We start from the raw sequence: 14933 nt of genomic DNA, 5'->3' as shown, positions 1-14933 counted from the left end.
ACCAGCCCCAAAAGCCGGACGCAACAGAGAAAGTGTAGTGGGGATTACATCATGAGACGAGGCGTGACGTTAAAATTCGCCCATCCGTTGCAGATGGGCGAAGGGAAGTATTAGTCGCACTGCACCTTAATGGCCAGACCGCCTCGTGAGGTTTCACGGTATTTGGCGTTCATGTCCTTGCCGGTTTCGTACATGGTTTCGATCACTTTATCCAGCGAAACGCGAGGTTCGCTGGTACGACGCATCGCCATACGGGAGGCGTTGATCGCTTTCACCGAGGCAATGGCGTTACGTTCGATGCACGGCACCTGCACCTGGCCTGCCACCGGGTCACAGGTCAGCCCCAGGTTATGCTCCATGCCGATTTCAGCCGCCACGCACACCTGCTCAGGGCTTGCACCCAGCAGTTCCGCGAGGCCAGCCGCGGCCATGGAGCAGGCTACGCCCACTTCACCCTGGCAGCCTACTTCCGCGCCAGAAATTGAGGCGTTCATCTTGTACAGCGCGCCGATCGCCCCCGCCGCCAGGAAGTAACGGATGTAGATATCCGCCGTCACCGGTTCGATAAAGTGGTCATAGTAGGCCAGTACCGCTGGCACAATGCCGCATGCACCATTGGTTGGCGCCGTCACGACGCGGCCACCGGCGGCGTTCTCTTCGTTCACGGCCAGGGCAAACATGTTCACCCAGTCGACCACGTTCATTGGATCGTTAGAGAACTTGTCCGTCGTCACCAGCATACGGCGCAGCGCGGAGGCACGGCGCGGCACGCGAAGCGGGCCCGGCAATACGCCTTCGGTATTCATCCCGCGATCGATACAGGCACGCATGGTTTGCCAGACGTTTGCAAAATAGTCTTCAATCTCTTTCTTGCTGTGCAGCGCCAGTTCGTTCTGCATCACCATGCCGGAAAGCGACAGGCCTGTCTCTTTGCAGTAGCCCAACATCTCGGTAGCCGATTTGAACGGGTAGGGCACGTTAACGTCGCCTACGCTGTCTTTGCCAAAATGTTCTTCATCAACGATAAAACCCCCGCCGATGGAGTAGTAGGTTTTGCTGTAGATCTCTTTTTCGCCGTTCCACGCATGGATGGTCATGCCGTTTTCATGCAGCGGCAGGTTGTCGCTGCGAAAACGCATGCCGTCATCCTGTGGGAAATCCACTTCGTGCTGGCCGTTAGCCAACAGCAGGCGACCGCGCGTTTCCACGTCGCGGATAAATGCCGGAATGGCATCAATATCAACGGTGTCCGGCATATTACCTGCCAGACCCATAATAATGGCGATATCGGTGTGGTGGCCTTTACCCGTTAATGACAGCGAGCCGTACACGTCTACGGCAACACGGGTAACGCTTTCCAGTAATCCTTTTTCGACCAGATCATCGACGAACTGTTTACCGGCCTTCATCGGCCCTACAGTGTGGGAAGAAGAAGGACCAATCCCCACTTTGAACATGTCGAATATACTAATCACTTTTACACTCCTGACAGGGTTACCGGGGTTCCAGTAACGATGTTATAACTGCGCATAGTGTAAGAGGGAACACCAACCTCGGCTTAACTATTCACATGAATTAAACTAATGGTTAACGATGGTTTTGCTAATAGCGCGACAGCGATCGCAAACCTGCCAGAAAAGGGTGGAATGTAAAGTATAGTCAAGGTTTCAGGCCGATCTGCAACGCCAGCTCACGAATAATGCCCGCCGTCATGCCCCAGACAAAATAATGCTGATACCAGGACAACCACACTCGATGGTCGTGTCCACGACGCTGAATATCCAGCGGGTGGTAACGGCTCAGTCGGAGGGCTTCCTCCAGCGGCATTTCAAACACCGCAGAGACTTCATCGACGCTGGCGTGATACTGAAGATCGGGGGGAATAATGCCGACCACCGGGGTGACCTGAAAACCGGTAACGCTGTCGACAGGGGGTAATACACCAACGATCTCGACGGCTTCCGGTGGAATCGCGACCTCTTCCTGTGCTTCCCGCAGCGCGGCGGCAATCAGCGACGCATCGGTGCTATCCACTGCGCCGCCCGGAAAGGCGACCTGACCGGCATGTTTACGCATATGTGGCGATCGCTGCGTGAGCAGCAGGCCCGGCTGTTCGCGTCGCACCACCGGGATCAGCACCGCTGCCTGACGTTGATTCAGCGCTTCACGGTTCACCGCAGGTCGCAAAAGCTGAAAGCGCGACAAAAAATCATCCAGCGTCAGGTTCTCTTTTTCCACCCGTCAGGTCTCCAGCTGTTGAAGGATACGGTTAACTTTATCAAAGGTTTCCTGATATTCCGCATCGACCTGGCTGTCGGCCACGATGCCGCCCCCTGCGGAACAGTACAGATTCCCGTCGCAGGCGGTTAGCGTGCGGATAGTGATACTGGTATCCATGGTTCCGCAAAGGCTCACATAGCCGATGCTGCCGCACCAGGCGTTGCGGCGGTGCGGCTCCAGCTCATCGATAATCTCCATCGCCCGCACTTTGGGTGCGCCGGTGATGGAGCCTCCCGGAAACGCGGCGCGGAGCAGATCGCAGGCGGTGCGCGAGGCGGGCAGCTGTGCGGTGACGGTGCTCACAAGATGATGCACCGCCGGGAAAGGCTCGACGACGAACAGTTCAGGTACGCGGACGCTGCCCGGTACTGCGACCCGGCCAATATCGTTGCGCATTAAATCCACAATCATCAGATTCTCGGCGCGGTCTTTTGGCGACGCGGCCAGCTTTTCGGCCTGCTGACGGTCAGCTGCCGGATCGGCAAGGCGCGGCAGCGTGCCTTTGATCGGGCGGGTCTGGATGGTGCCATTTGCCAGATGAATGAACCTCTCGGGGGAAAGACTCAGGATAGCCCCACGTTCCAGACGCACAAATGCGCTGAACGGGGCGCGGTTGCTGGCGTTGAGACGGGTAAATGCCTGCCACTCATCGCCCTGATAGGTTGCCTGGAACCGCTGGGCAAGGTTGACCTGATAACAATCGCCGCTCTGGAGGTACGCCTGCACGCGCGCGAACTTTTCCGCATACTCCTTCTCGGTCATGTTGGCGTGCCAGCCTGAGGTTAGCTGAAAATCAACCGATGTTACAGGCTCCTGAGCATCCAGCCAGGCCAGGCGTGCATTCACGTCAGCATGGCTTAAGAGAGACACCACCTGCCTGTGGTGATCGACGATTAATGCCCAGTCGTAAAGCCCCACCGCCATATCGGGCAGCGGAATATCATCCTGAGCAAGGTCAGGTAGCGTTTCGAAACGGCGACCCAGATCGTAACCAAACAGGCCCAGCGCGCCCCCCTGAAAAGGCAGGTCGGGATGCGGCGTGGCGGAGAGGCCCAGCGCGGTGATATCTTGCTGAAGCTGCTTCAGCGGATCGTCCGTTGACGACAGGTCATCGGTTGTCAGCGTCTTGACCGGATCGGCCACTACAATATCAAACCGACTGTAGGGGTGATCCGCATGGCCGGAGTGCAGCAGCATCGCAAACGGAAGGTGGCTCAGGCGAGAAAACCAGAACTCAGCGGCATCAGCACGCCAGGGCAAGGTCATAACAGTGGGGAAGCGCATGTTCATGTGTGGCATACTACCGGGCAGCGTGAAATAATTAGCGCGAATAATTTAGCAGGAGTTGACGATGTTTGCAGGTTTACCTTCTCTGAGCCATGAACAGCAGCAGAAAGCGGTCGAGCGAATTCAGGAACTGATGTCCCAGGGGATGAGCAGCGGACAGGCGATTTCTCAGGTGGCGGAAGAACTGCGCGCCACCCATACCGGCGAGCGGATCGTGGCGCGCTTTGAGGATGAAGAGGAAGAGTAACGGGCCTACACCGCCGCGATAATCTTGATCTCGACCTTATATTCCGGTTTCATCAACGTGGCCTGTACGGTGCAGCGTACAGGCGCGTGACCCGCCACCACCCATGCATCCCAGGCTTTGTTCATTGCCGCGAAATCGTCTTTGTTTGCCAGGAAAATCGTCGCATCCAGAATGCGCGATTTGTCGCTGCCCTGTTTTTCCAGAACTGCGTCAATTTGCGCCAGGGTGTTCGCCGTCTGTTCAAAGGCGTCGGCGTCCAGATTAGCCGGTACACCGGTGTAATAGAGCGTCTGGTTGTGAATCACCACATCAGACCAGCGGGCTTCGGCATCAATGCGCACAATCGTCATAAACGTTTCCTCGTTATTTTGCGTATTCAGGCGGCAAGACTGCCATATTGTGCACCTGACGTCACTATTTGGGGTGGCACAGGACGAGACAGGCTGACATAATCCCTGTGCAAAAATACAGTGAGAGAGCACCGTGGCAGACGATTTTTCCCCTGAAGGTCAATTAGCACAGGCTATCCCCGGCTTTAAACCGCGCGAGCCGCAGCGGCAGATGGCGCACGCCGTTGCGCACGCTATCGATAAGGCTCAGCCGCTGGTGGTCGAAGCCGGTACCGGCACGGGTAAAACGTATGCTTACCTTGCTCCGGCGCTGCGTGCGAAGAAGAAGGTGATTATTTCCACCGGATCGAAGGCGCTGCAGGATCAGCTCTACAGCCGCGATTTGCCCACGGTGGCGAAAGCGCTGAAATACAAAGGGCGTCTGGCTCTGCTGAAAGGGCGTTCTAACTACCTTTGCCTTGAGCGTCTCGAACAGCAGGCGCTGGCGGGCGGCGACCTGCCGGTGCAAACCCTCAGCGACGTCATTATCCTGCGTGCCTGGGCGAACCAGACCGAAGAGGGGGACATCAGCACCTGCGCGAGCGTGCCGGAAGACTCTCCTGCCTGGCCGCTGGTGACCAGCACCAACGATAACTGCCTCGGCAGCGACTGCCCGCTGTATAAAGACTGCTTTGTGGTTAAAGCGCGCAAAACGGCCATGGACGCTGACGTCGTGGTAGTAAACCATCACCTGTTTCTCGCGGATATGGCGGTCAAGGACAGCGGTTTCGGTGAGCTGATCCCCGAGGCTGACGTGATGATCTTCGATGAAGCGCACCAGCTCCCGGATATCGCCAGCCAGTATTTCGGCCAATCTCTCTCCAGCCGCCAGCTTCAGGACCTGGCCAAAGACTTCACCATCGCCTATCGCACCGAATTAAAAGATACCCAGCAGTTGCAGAAGTGCGCCGACCGACTGGCGCAAAGCGCGCAGGATTTCCGCTTACAGCTCGGTGAACCGGGCTATCGCGGCAACCTGCGCGAACTGCTGGCGGATAAAAATATCCAGCGCGCGCTGCTGCTGCTCGATGATGCCCTGGAACTCTGCTACGACGTGGCGAAACTGTCGCTTGGACGCTCCGCGCTGTTAGATGCGGCGTTTGAACGCGCCACGCTCTATCGCGGGCGGCTCAAACGCCTGAAAGAGATTAACCAGCCAGGGTTCAGCTACTGGTATGAGTGCACCTCGCGGCATTTCACGCTGGCGCTCACGCCGCTGACGGTGGCGGATAAGTTTAAAGAGGTGATGGCGCAAAAACCGGGAAGCTGGATCTTCACCTCGGCAACCCTGTCGGTGAATGACGATCTGCATCACTTCACGGAACGTCTTGGCATTGAGCAGGCGGAATCGCTGCTTCTGCCCAGCCCGTTCGATTATGAAAAACAGGCGCTGCTCTGTGTTCCCCGTAATCTGCCGCTGCCGAATCAGCCGGGCGCGGCGCGCCATCTGGCGGCAATGTTAAAACCGATGATTGAGGCCAACAACGGCCGCTGCTTTATGCTCTGCACCTCTCACGCCATGATGCGTGACCTCGCCGAGCAGTTCCGCGCCACCATGACGCTGCCGGTTCTGCTGCAGGGCGAAACCAGCAAAGGCCAGCTGTTACAGCAGTTTGTTTCCGCCGGTAATGCCCTGCTGGTGGCGACCAGCAGCTTCTGGGAAGGGGTCGACGTGCGCGGCGATACCCTCTCGCTGGTCATCATCGACAAACTGCCGTTTACCTCCCCGGACGATCCGCTGCTGAAGGCGCGGATGGAAGATTGCCGCCTGCGCGGAGGCGATCCGTTTGACGAGGTCCAGCTGCCGGACGCGGTGATTACCCTCAAGCAAGGGGTAGGGCGTTTGATCCGCGACGTCACCGATCGCGGCGTGCTGGTGATCTGTGATAACCGACTGGTGATGCGCCCTTACGGCGCCACTTTCCTCGCCAGCCTGCCGCCCGCGCCGCGGACGCGGGACATAAAACGCGCGGTGCGTTTCCTGGCAAACCCAACGGCGGAGTAATTCGCCCCGGAATGTGCTAAGATGCGCGCCATTTTGTGACTGACCCTTGCGAGAGCGCGACAACTGATGCGAATTCTGGCTATTGATACCGCGACAGAGGCTTGCTCTGTCGCTCTGTTGAACGACGGTGCTGTTTCTGCTCATTTCGAAGAGTGCCCACGGGAACACACCCAACGTATTCTGCCCCTGGTAAAAGCCATGTTAACCCAGGGCAACACCTCCTTAACCGAACTCGACGCGCTGGCTTTTGGCCGTGGCCCTGGCAGCTTTACGGGCGTACGCATTGGCATTGGCATCGCGCAGGGGCTGGCGCTGGGCGCTGAACTGCCGATGATCGGCGTCTCAACCCTCGCCACCATGGCGCAGGGTGCCTGGCGCATCACTGGCGCAACCCGCGTGCTGGCGGCGATTGATGCCCGCATGGGCGAAGTTTACTGGGCTGAATATACCCGTGATGAAAACGGCGTCTGGCACGGTGAAGAGACAGAAGCCGTGTTGACGCCTGAAGCCGTCACCGAACGCCTGAAGCAGCTCTCAGGTGAGTGGGCGACGGTAGGGACGGGCTGGCCGGCATGGCCGGAGATGGGGAACGACACCGGCGTAACGCTGGTCGATGGTAATATGCTTCTGCCTGCCGCCGAAGATATGCTTCCCATTGCCTGTCAGCTGTTCGCGAAAGGAAAAACCGTTGCCGTTGAACAGGCTGAGCCGGTTTATTTACGAAACACCGTTGCGTGGAAGAAACTTCCAGGCCGCGAGTGAATCTCAGTAACAGGAACTGAGAAAAAGGAGTCGCATCATGGCGGTTCAAAGTAAAGTTGTTCGCCTTTTAATGGCAGGCGTTGTTGCCACAGCACTGAGCGGTTGCGTTACCGTTCCTGATGCGATTAAGGGCAGTAGCCCAACGCCACAGCAGGATCTGGTGCGCGTTATGAATGCGCCTGAGCTGTATGTTGGCCAGGAATCGCGCTTCGGCGGCAAGGTGATCGAGGTCTTTAACCAGCAGGGTAAGACCCGTCTGGAAATTGCGACGGTGCCGCTGGACAGCGGTGCTCGCCCCATTCTGGGAGAAGCCTCTCGCGGGCGCATTTATGCAGACGTCAGCGGTTTCCTTGACCCGGTCGATTTCCGTGGGCAACTGGTAACCGTTGTGGGGCCGATTACCGGTTCGGTGCAGGGCAAAATCGGCAGCACGCCGTATAAATTTATGACCATGCAGGTGACGGGCTATAAACGCTGGCGTATTGCCCAGCAGGTGGTTATGCCGCCACAGCCGGTCGATCCGTGGATGTGGGGTCCTCATCCTTACCGTTATGGTTACCCCGGCTGGGGCTGGTATAACCCGGGCCCGGCGCAGGTTCAAACGATCGTAACTGAGTAACTAACTGTTATTATTAGGAAAGGGACAGCGGCTCAGCCGCTGTCTCTGTTTTTTTACGGATAAAATGAAAAAAAAGAGTGACGCGCTTCGCAACCTGCAATCTGAACAATTAATAAACTGGTACGCTGAGTTAATATAATGTTAACAAACTGTTTATTATCGGGGCTGTGATGACGACGAATACTCATTTCAGAGGTGATGCATTGAAAAAGGTTTGGCTTAACCGGTATCCCGCAGATGTGCCTGCGGAGATCAATCCTGACCGTTATCAATCCCTGGTTGAATTATTTGAACACTCGGTGCGGCGCTACGCTGACCAGCCTGCGTTTGTGAACATGGGTGAAGTGATGACCTTCCGTAAGCTGGAAGAGCGTAGCCGGGCGTTTGCGGCATATCTTCAGGAAGGGCTGGGACTGCAAAAAGGGGACCGCGTCGCGCTGATGATGCCGAACCTGCTGCAATATCCGGTCGCGCTGTTCGGCATCCTGCGAGCCGGGATGATTGTCGTCAACGTTAACCCGCTGTATACCCCACGTGAACTTGAGCATCAGTTGAACGACAGCGGCGCGGTCGCAATTGTCATTGTCTCAAACTTTGCCCACACGCTGGAAAAAGTGGTCGACAGAACCCAGGTGAAACACGTCATCCTGACGCGCATGGGCGATCAACTTTCCACGGCCAAAGGCACGCTGGTTAACTTTGTCGTTAAATACGTGAAGCGGCTGGTACCGAAGTATCACCTGCCGGACGCCATTTCCTTCCGCCGTGCGCTGCACGCGGGCTACCGTATGCAATACGTCAAGCCAGAAGTGGTGTCAGAAGATCTCGCCTTCCTGCAGTATACCGGTGGTACCACCGGCGTGGCGAAAGGCGCGATGTTGACGCACCGGAACATGCTGGCGAACCTTGAACAGGTGAACGCCACTTACGGGCCGCTGCTGCATCCGGGCAAAGAGGTGGTGATCACCGCGCTTCCGCTGTATCACATCTTTGCGCTGACCATGAACTGCCTGCTGTTTATTGAGCTGGGTGGTCAGAACATACTCATCACCAACCCGCGCGATATCCCGGGCCTGGTGAAAGAGCTGGCGAAATACCCGTTCACCGCCATGACGGGGGTGAATACCCTGTTTAATGCGCTGCTGAATAACAAAGAGTTCCAGCAGCTGGATTTCTCCACGCTGCACCTCTCGGCGGGCGGCGGCATGCCGGTTCAGCAGGCGGTTGCCGAGCGCTGGGTGAAGCTTACCGGCCAGTACCTGCTGGAAGGCTATGGCCTGACGGAATGCGCGCCGCTGGTGAGCGTGAACCCGCACGACATTGACTACCACAGCGGCAGCATTGGCCTGCCTGTTCCGTCGACCGAAGCGAAGCTGGTGGATGATGAGGATAACGAAGTGCCTCATGGGGAGCCTGGCGAGCTGTGCGTAAGAGGGCCGCAGGTGATGCTGGGCTACTGGCAACGTCCGGATGCTACGGACGAGATCATCAAAGACGGCTGGCTGCATACCGGCGATATCGCCGTGATGGACGACGAAGGTTTCCTGCGCATTGTCGATCGCAAGAAAGACATGATCCTGGTCTCCGGCTTTAACGTCTACCCGAACGAAATCGAAGATGTGGTTATGCAGCACAGCGGCGTGCTCGAAGTGGCGGCAGTTGGCGTCCCTTCCGGCAGCAGCGGTGAAGCGGTGAAGATATTTGTGGTCAAGAAAGATCCTTCGCTGAATGAGGAAGAGCTGATAACCTTCTGCCGTCGTCAGTTAACGGGCTACAAGGTGCCGAAGCTGGTGGAATTCCGCGATGAACTGCCAAAATCCAACGTCGGGAAGATATTACGACGAGAATTACGTGACGAAGCCCGTGCCAAAGTAGACAATAAGGCCTGAGCTTCACGTTAATCGCCCAGACGCCGGTTAAGCCGGCGTTTTTTATGGGCGCAAACAAAAGAGAAAATGATTTGAATTACCAGATGATCACGACCAACGACGAGCTGGCTTCGCTGTGCGAAGTGACGCGCGACTATCCCGCCATCGCCCTGGATACCGAGTTTGTCCGTACGAGAACCTATTATCCGCAGCTGGGCCTGATTCAGATGTACGACGGTAAGCATGTCTCGCTGATTGACCCGCTTGGTATTACCGACTGGGCACCGATGCGCGACCTGCTGCTGGATACGGCCGTGACCAAATACCTGCATGCGGGCAGTGAAGATCTGGAAGTGTTTATGAATACCTTTGGCATCATGCCGCAGCCGCTCATTGATACGCAGATCCTCGCGGCGTTCAGCGGGCGTCCGCTCTCATGGGGCTTTGCTGCCATGGTTGAGGAGTACACCGGCCTGACGCTGGATAAAAGCGAATCCCGTACCGACTGGCTGGCGCGCCCGCTGACCGAGCGTCAGCTGGAATATGCGGCGGCGGACGTCTTCTACCTGCTGCCGATTGCCGGACAGCTGATGAAGGAGGCAGAAGACTCCGGCTGGCTGTCTGCTGCGCTGGATGAGTGCCGAATGACCCAGCTGCGTCGTCAGGAAGTGGTTGACCCGAAAGAGGCCTGGCGCGATATCACGAACGCCTGGCAGCTTCGCACGCGTCAGCTGGCGTGCCTGCAGCTGTTAGCGGACTGGCGTTTGCGCAAAGCGCGCGAGCGCGATCTGGCCGTGAACTTTGTGGTGCGTGAAGAGCATCTCTGGGCGGTCGCGCGCTATATGCCGGGCAGTATGGGCGAGTTGGACAGCATTGGGCTTTCGGGTAGCGAAATTCGTTTCCACGGCAAAACCCTGCTGGCGCTGGTGGCGCAGGCACAGCAAACGGCGGATGAAGACCTGCCGGAACCGCTGCTGAATCTGATGGATATGCCGGGCTATCGTAAAGCGTTTAAAGATATCAAGGCGCTGGTACTGGATGTCGCAACGGAAAGCAAGCTGAGCGCGGAGCTGTTGGCATCACGTCGTCAGATTAACCAGCTGCTGAACTGGCACTGGAAGCTGAAACCGCAAAATGGTTTACCGGAACTGGTCGCCGGATGGCGGGGGGAACTGATGGCCGAACGCCTGAATACCCTGCTGGAAGGGTATCCGCGCTAAAGAATTGTAGCCCCGGTAAGCGCAGCGCCACCGGGGGATTGCCGGGCGGCGCGATGCTTGCCCGGCCTACAAAACCACAAACGATTAGCGCGACTCTTCCGCTTCTGGCAACGTGACGTTCAGCTCCAGAATCGAAATATCCCCATCTTTTTGTTCCAGCTGCACGGTGACCATCTCCGGGTCAATCTGCACGTACTTACAGATCACTTCCAGGATGTCCTTGCGCAACTGCGGCAGGTAGTGAGGCTCGGCGTCGCTACGACGACGCTCCGCAACGATAATTTGCAGACGTTCTTTTGCGATGTTGGCGGTGCTTTTTTTCCGCGAGAGAAAAAAGTCCAGTAATGCCATAACTTATCCTCCGAACAGGCGTTTGAGGAAACCTTTCTTCTCTTCTTCAATGAAGCGGAAAGGACGTTCTTCTCCCAGCAGACGGTCAACGGTATCGGCGTAAGCTTTACCTGCATCTGCCATCGTATCCAGAATCACTGGCTCACCCTGGTTAGAGGCGCGTAACACGGACTGATCTTCCGGGATAACGCCAACCAGTTTAATGCGCAGGATCTCCAGCACGTCTTCCATGCTCAGCATGTCACCTTTGTTCACGCGGCCCGGATTGTAACGGGTCAGCAGCAGGTGCTCTTTGATCGGTTCCTGACCATTTTCCGCACGGCGGGATTTAGAGGCGAGGATACCGAGAATGCGGTCTGAGTCACGCACGGACGAGACTTCAGGGTTCGTGGTGATGATGGCTTCATCCGCGAAGTAGAGCGCCATCAGCGCACCGGTTTCGATACCGGCAGGGGAGTCACAGACCACGAAGTCGAACTCCATCTTTTTCAGTTCGTCGAGGACCTTTTCCACGCCTTCACGGGTCAGCGCGTCTTTGTCACGGGTCTGAGACGCAGGAAGAATGTAGAGGTTCTCGGTGCGCTTGTCTTTAATCAGCGCCTGGTTAAGCGTGGCATCACCCTGGATGACGTTTACGAAGTCATACACTACGCGACGCTCACAACCCATGATCAGGTCCAGGTTACGCAGGCCGATATCGAAATCGATAACGACGGTTTTCTTTCCCTTCTGGGCCAAACCAGTAGCGATGGCCGCGCTGGAGGTGGTCTTGCCAACGCCTCCTTTACCCGAAGTAACAACAATAATGCGTGCCATAGAAATTCCTTGTTAAAAAGGGATCAATTCAACGGTTGAACGGTCAACGCGTCGTCTGCCAGCAGCAGACGAGCCGCTTTGCCATAAAATTCGGCTGGGATCTTGTCGCTCAGCCAATATTCACCTGCGATGGACACCAGTTCCGCCGTCAGGTGACTACAAAATATTTGTGCTTCCCGATCGCCACTTGCGCCCGCGAGCGCACGCCCACGCATCATACCGTAGACGTGAATATTGCCATCCGCAATCAGTTCAGCGCCAGCACTGACGTGGCTTGTAACAATTAGATCACAGTTTGGCGCATAAATTCGCTGACCGGAACGAACCGGCACATCAATCAATCGCGTTTTTGTGACAGGTGTAACGTTTTGAACCGGGGGAGGGGGCGTCTGCACCGCCGCTGGGGCCGAACGAGGGGCTTTTTCTTTGCCTTCGGTCAGAAGCGGTAGCCCTGCCCGGTCGATCTCGGCTTTCAGTTCAGCATCTTTACAGCCGCTAATACCGACAATACGCAGCCCGGTTGATGAAACCGCCTGCTGGAGAAGTTTCCAGTTAACCGGGGCATCCAGACCGCTCACATTGACGACAACGGGGGCATGTTTCAGAAAGGCGGGTGCCTGCGCGATTTTATCTTCTAACGCCTGACGAATAACCTCGGGTTTTGCATCATGCAAATGAACCACTGATAAGGTGAAGCTACTGCCTTTAAGCTCGATGGGCGTGTTTGACATCCTGGCCTTACTCAATTTGCTATTAACCGCAGCAACTCGCTGCGATATTCCGAAGAGTATCAGGCATGTTATAGTCAGGAGTATATTGAGGCAAGCAACCACCCATTAATTCAGAGTAAAAACATGTTTTGTGTGATCTATCGAAGTACAAGCCGTGACCAGACCTATCTTTATGTCGAAAAGAAAGACGATTTTTCGCGCGTGCCTGAAGAATTAATGAAAAACTTTGGCCGCCCTCAGCTGGCGATGCTGCTGCCGCTTGACGGGCGCAAGACGCTGGTGAATGCCGATCTGGAAAAAGTGAAGCTGGCATTAACCGAGCAAGGCTATTATTTACAGCTTCCGCCACCACCCGAGAATTTATTAAAACAGCATCTTGAGGTGAACGGAAAGAAATAAACCCGGACGTCTCCGGGAACAACACATCAACCGTTTAGGGGTCGACCATGTATCAACATCATAACTGGCAAGGTGCATTACTGGATTATCCCGTCAGCAAAGTCGTCTGCGTGGGCAGCAACTACGCAAAACACATTCAGGAAATGGGCAGCGCGACGCCAGAAGAGCCGGTACTGTTTATTAAACCCGAAACCGCACTCTGCGATATTCGCCAGCCGCTGGCGTTACCGCAAGGGCTGGGTTCCGTGCACCACGAAGTAGAGCTGGCGGTGCTGATAGGCGCCACGCTGCGCCAGGCTTCTGAAGAGCATGTACAGAAAGCGATAGCCGGTTACGGTGTCGCCCTGGATCTCACCCTGCGTGATGTACAGGGCAAGATGAAGAAAGCGGGGCAACCGTGGGAAAAAGCCAAAGGCTTTGATAACTCTTGCCCCATTTCGGGTTTTGTTCCAGTGAGCGAGTTTACGGATGACCCGCAGAACACCCCGCTCAGCCTGAAGGTGAACGGCGAGGTTCGCCAGCAGGGCACCACGGCAGACATGATCCACAAGATCGTCCCGCTGATTGCCTATATGAGCCGCTTCTTTACCCTGAAACCAGGTGATGTGATCCTGACCGGTACGCCGGAGGGCGTCGGCCCGCTCAACGGTGGCGATGAGCTTGAGGTCGGTTTCAACGGCCTGTCACTGAAAACACGCGTACTGTAAAAACACCTTGCCGCCCGAAATGGGCGGCAAAACTTGCATCAACGTGCCAGACTCGTTATAAGGTGCGCTTTCTTTTGACGTGTGGACATCCTGATGAACGACATCCCTTTCTGGCAAAGTAAAACGCTCGACGAAATGACCGACGCGGAGTGGGAGTCGTTGTGCGACGGCTGCGGGCAGTGCTGCCTGCACAAGCTGATGGATGAGGACTCTGACGAGATCTATTTCACCAACGTCGCCTGCAAGCAGTTGAACATCAAAACCTGCCAGTGCCGCAACTACGAACGCCGCTTCGAATACGAGCCGGACTGCATCAAGTTAACCCGTGAAAATTTACCGACTTTTGAGTGGTTACCGCACACCTGCGCGTATCGCCTGCTGGCGGAAGGAAAAGATTTGCCGACATGGCATCCGCTGCTGACCGGCTCGAAAGCCGCCATGCACGGAGAACGCATTTCTGTGCGTCATATCGCGGTGAAAGAGTCCGAGGTACGGGACTGGGAAGACCACATTATGAATCATCCTAACCGTTGAGAATAAAAAACCCGCCGAGGCGGGTTTTTTATTATGCGCTGTTGTGTCGGGTGGCGCTGCGCTTACCCGACCTACAAAACCGTAGGCCCGCGCAAGCGAAGCGCCGCCGGGCAACTTAGCGCCCGAACAAATCACGTTTCTTTGGTTTAAACGGCTGGGCAATCAGCACCAGCAGGGCCACAACGAAGTAGGCCACGAAAATGCCCACCAGCCACTGCGGCATCTCCAGCGTCAGGAATTCCCACTGACGCACGGAACAGTCGCCGGACGCTACAAACACCTGCGGCAGCCACTTATCCAGCGGCAGCCAGCCTGGGAAACGGGCGGCAAAATCACAGGTCATAAACGGTGACGGATGCAGCTGCATCATGGTGTGCTCCCAGGAGAGTTCAATTCCCTTCCAGGCACTGTACAGCCAGATAGCGATACCGGCATAGCGTAACGGTGATTTCGGGGCAATCGCGCCCACCAGACCCGCGCCCATAATGCCGAACAATGCGCAACGTTCGTAGATACACAGCACGCAGGGCTTCAACCCCATCACATGCTGGAACCACAACGCGACCATTTCCAGCGCAAAGGCGGTCAGGGCCATTAACAACCACGCTCCGCGACCGCGAGAGCACTGGTTTAAAAATCTCAACATAATCATTTCCCTGGAACATGCTTAGAAAGCGCAGTGTAAACGAATTCGTTTTCCGCGCCACCTGTACCTGAC

General features: G+C 56.3%; 17 protein-coding genes. 9 read left to right on the top strand and 8 right to left on the bottom strand.

Annotation, left to right across the window (positions count from 1 at the left end; genetic code table 11):
* Positions 1-110: 110 nt before the first annotated feature.
* From sdaA to pabB, 3 genes are all read right to left on the bottom strand, one after another.
* On the bottom strand, positions 111-1475 hold the full coding sequence (sdaA, locus tag N2K86_RS12820; protein WP_260658850.1) for an L-serine ammonia-lyase: 1365 nt from the start codon (positions 1473-1475) through the stop codon (positions 111-113).
* A gap of 184 nt (positions 1476-1659) precedes the next feature.
* Positions 1660-2238 (bottom strand): CoA pyrophosphatase, encoded by a 579-nt coding sequence (locus N2K86_RS12815; protein ID WP_108417604.1) that lies wholly within the window; start codon positions 2236-2238, stop codon positions 1660-1662.
* Positions 2239-2241: 3 nt separating this feature from the next.
* A complete protein-coding gene (gene pabB, locus N2K86_RS12810) occupies positions 2242-3570 on the bottom strand; it encodes an aminodeoxychorismate synthase component 1 (protein WP_260658848.1) in 1329 nt (442 codons plus the stop codon).
* Positions 3571-3631: 61 nt separating this feature from the next.
* Between pabB and N2K86_RS12805 the strand changes: the two genes are divergently transcribed.
* Positions 3632-3814 carry a YoaH family protein gene (locus N2K86_RS12805; RefSeq protein ID WP_025756884.1) on the top strand — a complete coding sequence of 61 codons (183 nt, stop codon included), beginning with the start codon at positions 3632-3634 and terminating at the stop codon, positions 3812-3814.
* 5 nt (positions 3815-3819) lie between these two features.
* Here the strand turns inward: N2K86_RS12805 and N2K86_RS12800 are convergent, their stop codons facing one another.
* Positions 3820-4164, bottom strand: coding sequence for a RidA family protein (locus tag N2K86_RS12800; protein WP_008500498.1), 345 nt, complete (start codon positions 4162-4164; stop codon positions 3820-3822).
* A gap of 133 nt (positions 4165-4297) precedes the next feature.
* Between N2K86_RS12800 and N2K86_RS12795 the strand changes: the two genes are divergently transcribed.
* The 5 genes from N2K86_RS12795 (at position 4298) to rnd (ending at position 10677) form a co-directional block, all read left to right on the top strand.
* Positions 4298-6208 carry an ATP-dependent DNA helicase gene (locus N2K86_RS12795; protein WP_260658847.1) on the top strand — a complete coding sequence of 637 codons (1911 nt, stop codon included), beginning with the start codon at positions 4298-4300 and terminating at the stop codon, positions 6206-6208.
* A gap of 66 nt (positions 6209-6274) precedes the next feature.
* On the top strand, positions 6275-6970 hold the full coding sequence (tsaB, locus tag N2K86_RS12790) for a tRNA (adenosine(37)-N6)-threonylcarbamoyltransferase complex dimerization subunit type 1 TsaB (RefSeq protein WP_260658846.1): 696 nt from the start codon (positions 6275-6277) through the stop codon (positions 6968-6970).
* Positions 6971-7007: 37 nt separating this feature from the next.
* On the top strand, positions 7008-7589 hold the full coding sequence (locus tag N2K86_RS12785) for a Slp family lipoprotein (RefSeq protein ID WP_260658845.1): 582 nt from the start codon (positions 7008-7010) through the stop codon (positions 7587-7589).
* A 203-nt stretch (positions 7590-7792) separates the two neighbouring features.
* A complete protein-coding gene (fadD, locus tag N2K86_RS12780) occupies positions 7793-9478 on the top strand; it encodes a long-chain-fatty-acid--CoA ligase FadD (RefSeq protein ID WP_126816329.1) in 1686 nt (561 codons plus the stop codon).
* A gap of 83 nt (positions 9479-9561) precedes the next feature.
* Positions 9562-10677 carry a ribonuclease D gene (rnd, locus tag N2K86_RS12775; protein WP_260661674.1) on the top strand — a complete coding sequence of 372 codons (1116 nt, stop codon included), beginning with the start codon at positions 9562-9564 and terminating at the stop codon, positions 10675-10677.
* Positions 10678-10761: 84 nt separating this feature from the next.
* Here the strand turns inward: rnd and minE are convergent, their stop codons facing one another.
* Genes minE through minC form a run of 3 tightly spaced genes read right to left on the bottom strand, consistent with a single transcriptional unit; the run spans position 10762 to position 12575 of the window.
* Positions 10762-11028, bottom strand: a complete 267-nt coding sequence (gene minE, locus N2K86_RS12770) for a cell division topological specificity factor MinE (RefSeq protein ID WP_003859937.1) — start codon at positions 11026-11028, stop codon at positions 10762-10764.
* Between the two features lie 3 nt (positions 11029-11031).
* Positions 11032-11844 carry a septum site-determining protein MinD gene (gene minD, locus N2K86_RS12765; protein ID WP_253377603.1) on the bottom strand — a complete coding sequence of 271 codons (813 nt, stop codon included), beginning with the start codon at positions 11842-11844 and terminating at the stop codon, positions 11032-11034.
* 23 nt (positions 11845-11867) lie between these two features.
* Positions 11868-12575, bottom strand: a complete 708-nt coding sequence (gene minC / locus N2K86_RS12760; protein ID WP_010432720.1) for a septum site-determining protein MinC — start codon at positions 12573-12575, stop codon at positions 11868-11870.
* A 123-nt stretch (positions 12576-12698) separates the two neighbouring features.
* Between minC and N2K86_RS12755 the strand changes: the two genes are divergently transcribed.
* The 3 genes from N2K86_RS12755 (at position 12699) to N2K86_RS12745 (ending at position 14215) form a co-directional block, all read left to right on the top strand.
* Entirely contained in the window at positions 12699-12974 is a 276-nt protein-coding gene (locus N2K86_RS12755) for a YcgL domain-containing protein (RefSeq protein WP_089598219.1), read from the top strand.
* A gap of 47 nt (positions 12975-13021) precedes the next feature.
* A complete protein-coding gene (locus N2K86_RS12750) occupies positions 13022-13681 on the top strand; it encodes a fumarylacetoacetate hydrolase family protein (RefSeq protein ID WP_260658844.1) in 660 nt (219 codons plus the stop codon).
* Positions 13682-13774: 93 nt separating this feature from the next.
* Positions 13775-14215, top strand: a complete 441-nt coding sequence (locus N2K86_RS12745; protein WP_260658843.1) for a YcgN family cysteine cluster protein — start codon at positions 13775-13777, stop codon at positions 14213-14215.
* Between the two features lie 115 nt (positions 14216-14330).
* Here N2K86_RS12745 and dsbB read toward each other — a convergent pair whose 3' ends face one another.
* A complete protein-coding gene (gene dsbB / locus N2K86_RS12740) occupies positions 14331-14861 on the bottom strand; it encodes a disulfide bond formation protein DsbB (RefSeq protein WP_260658842.1) in 531 nt (176 codons plus the stop codon).
* Between the last annotated feature and the right edge of the window lie 72 nt (positions 14862-14933).

The sequence above is a fragment of the Enterobacter mori genome (assembly GCF_025244905.1).
Lineage (GTDB): Bacteria > Pseudomonadota > Gammaproteobacteria > Enterobacterales > Enterobacteriaceae > Enterobacter > Enterobacter mori_A.
Note: the sequence above shows the minus strand (reverse complement) of the source record. Positions and strands in the feature narration are given on the sequence as shown.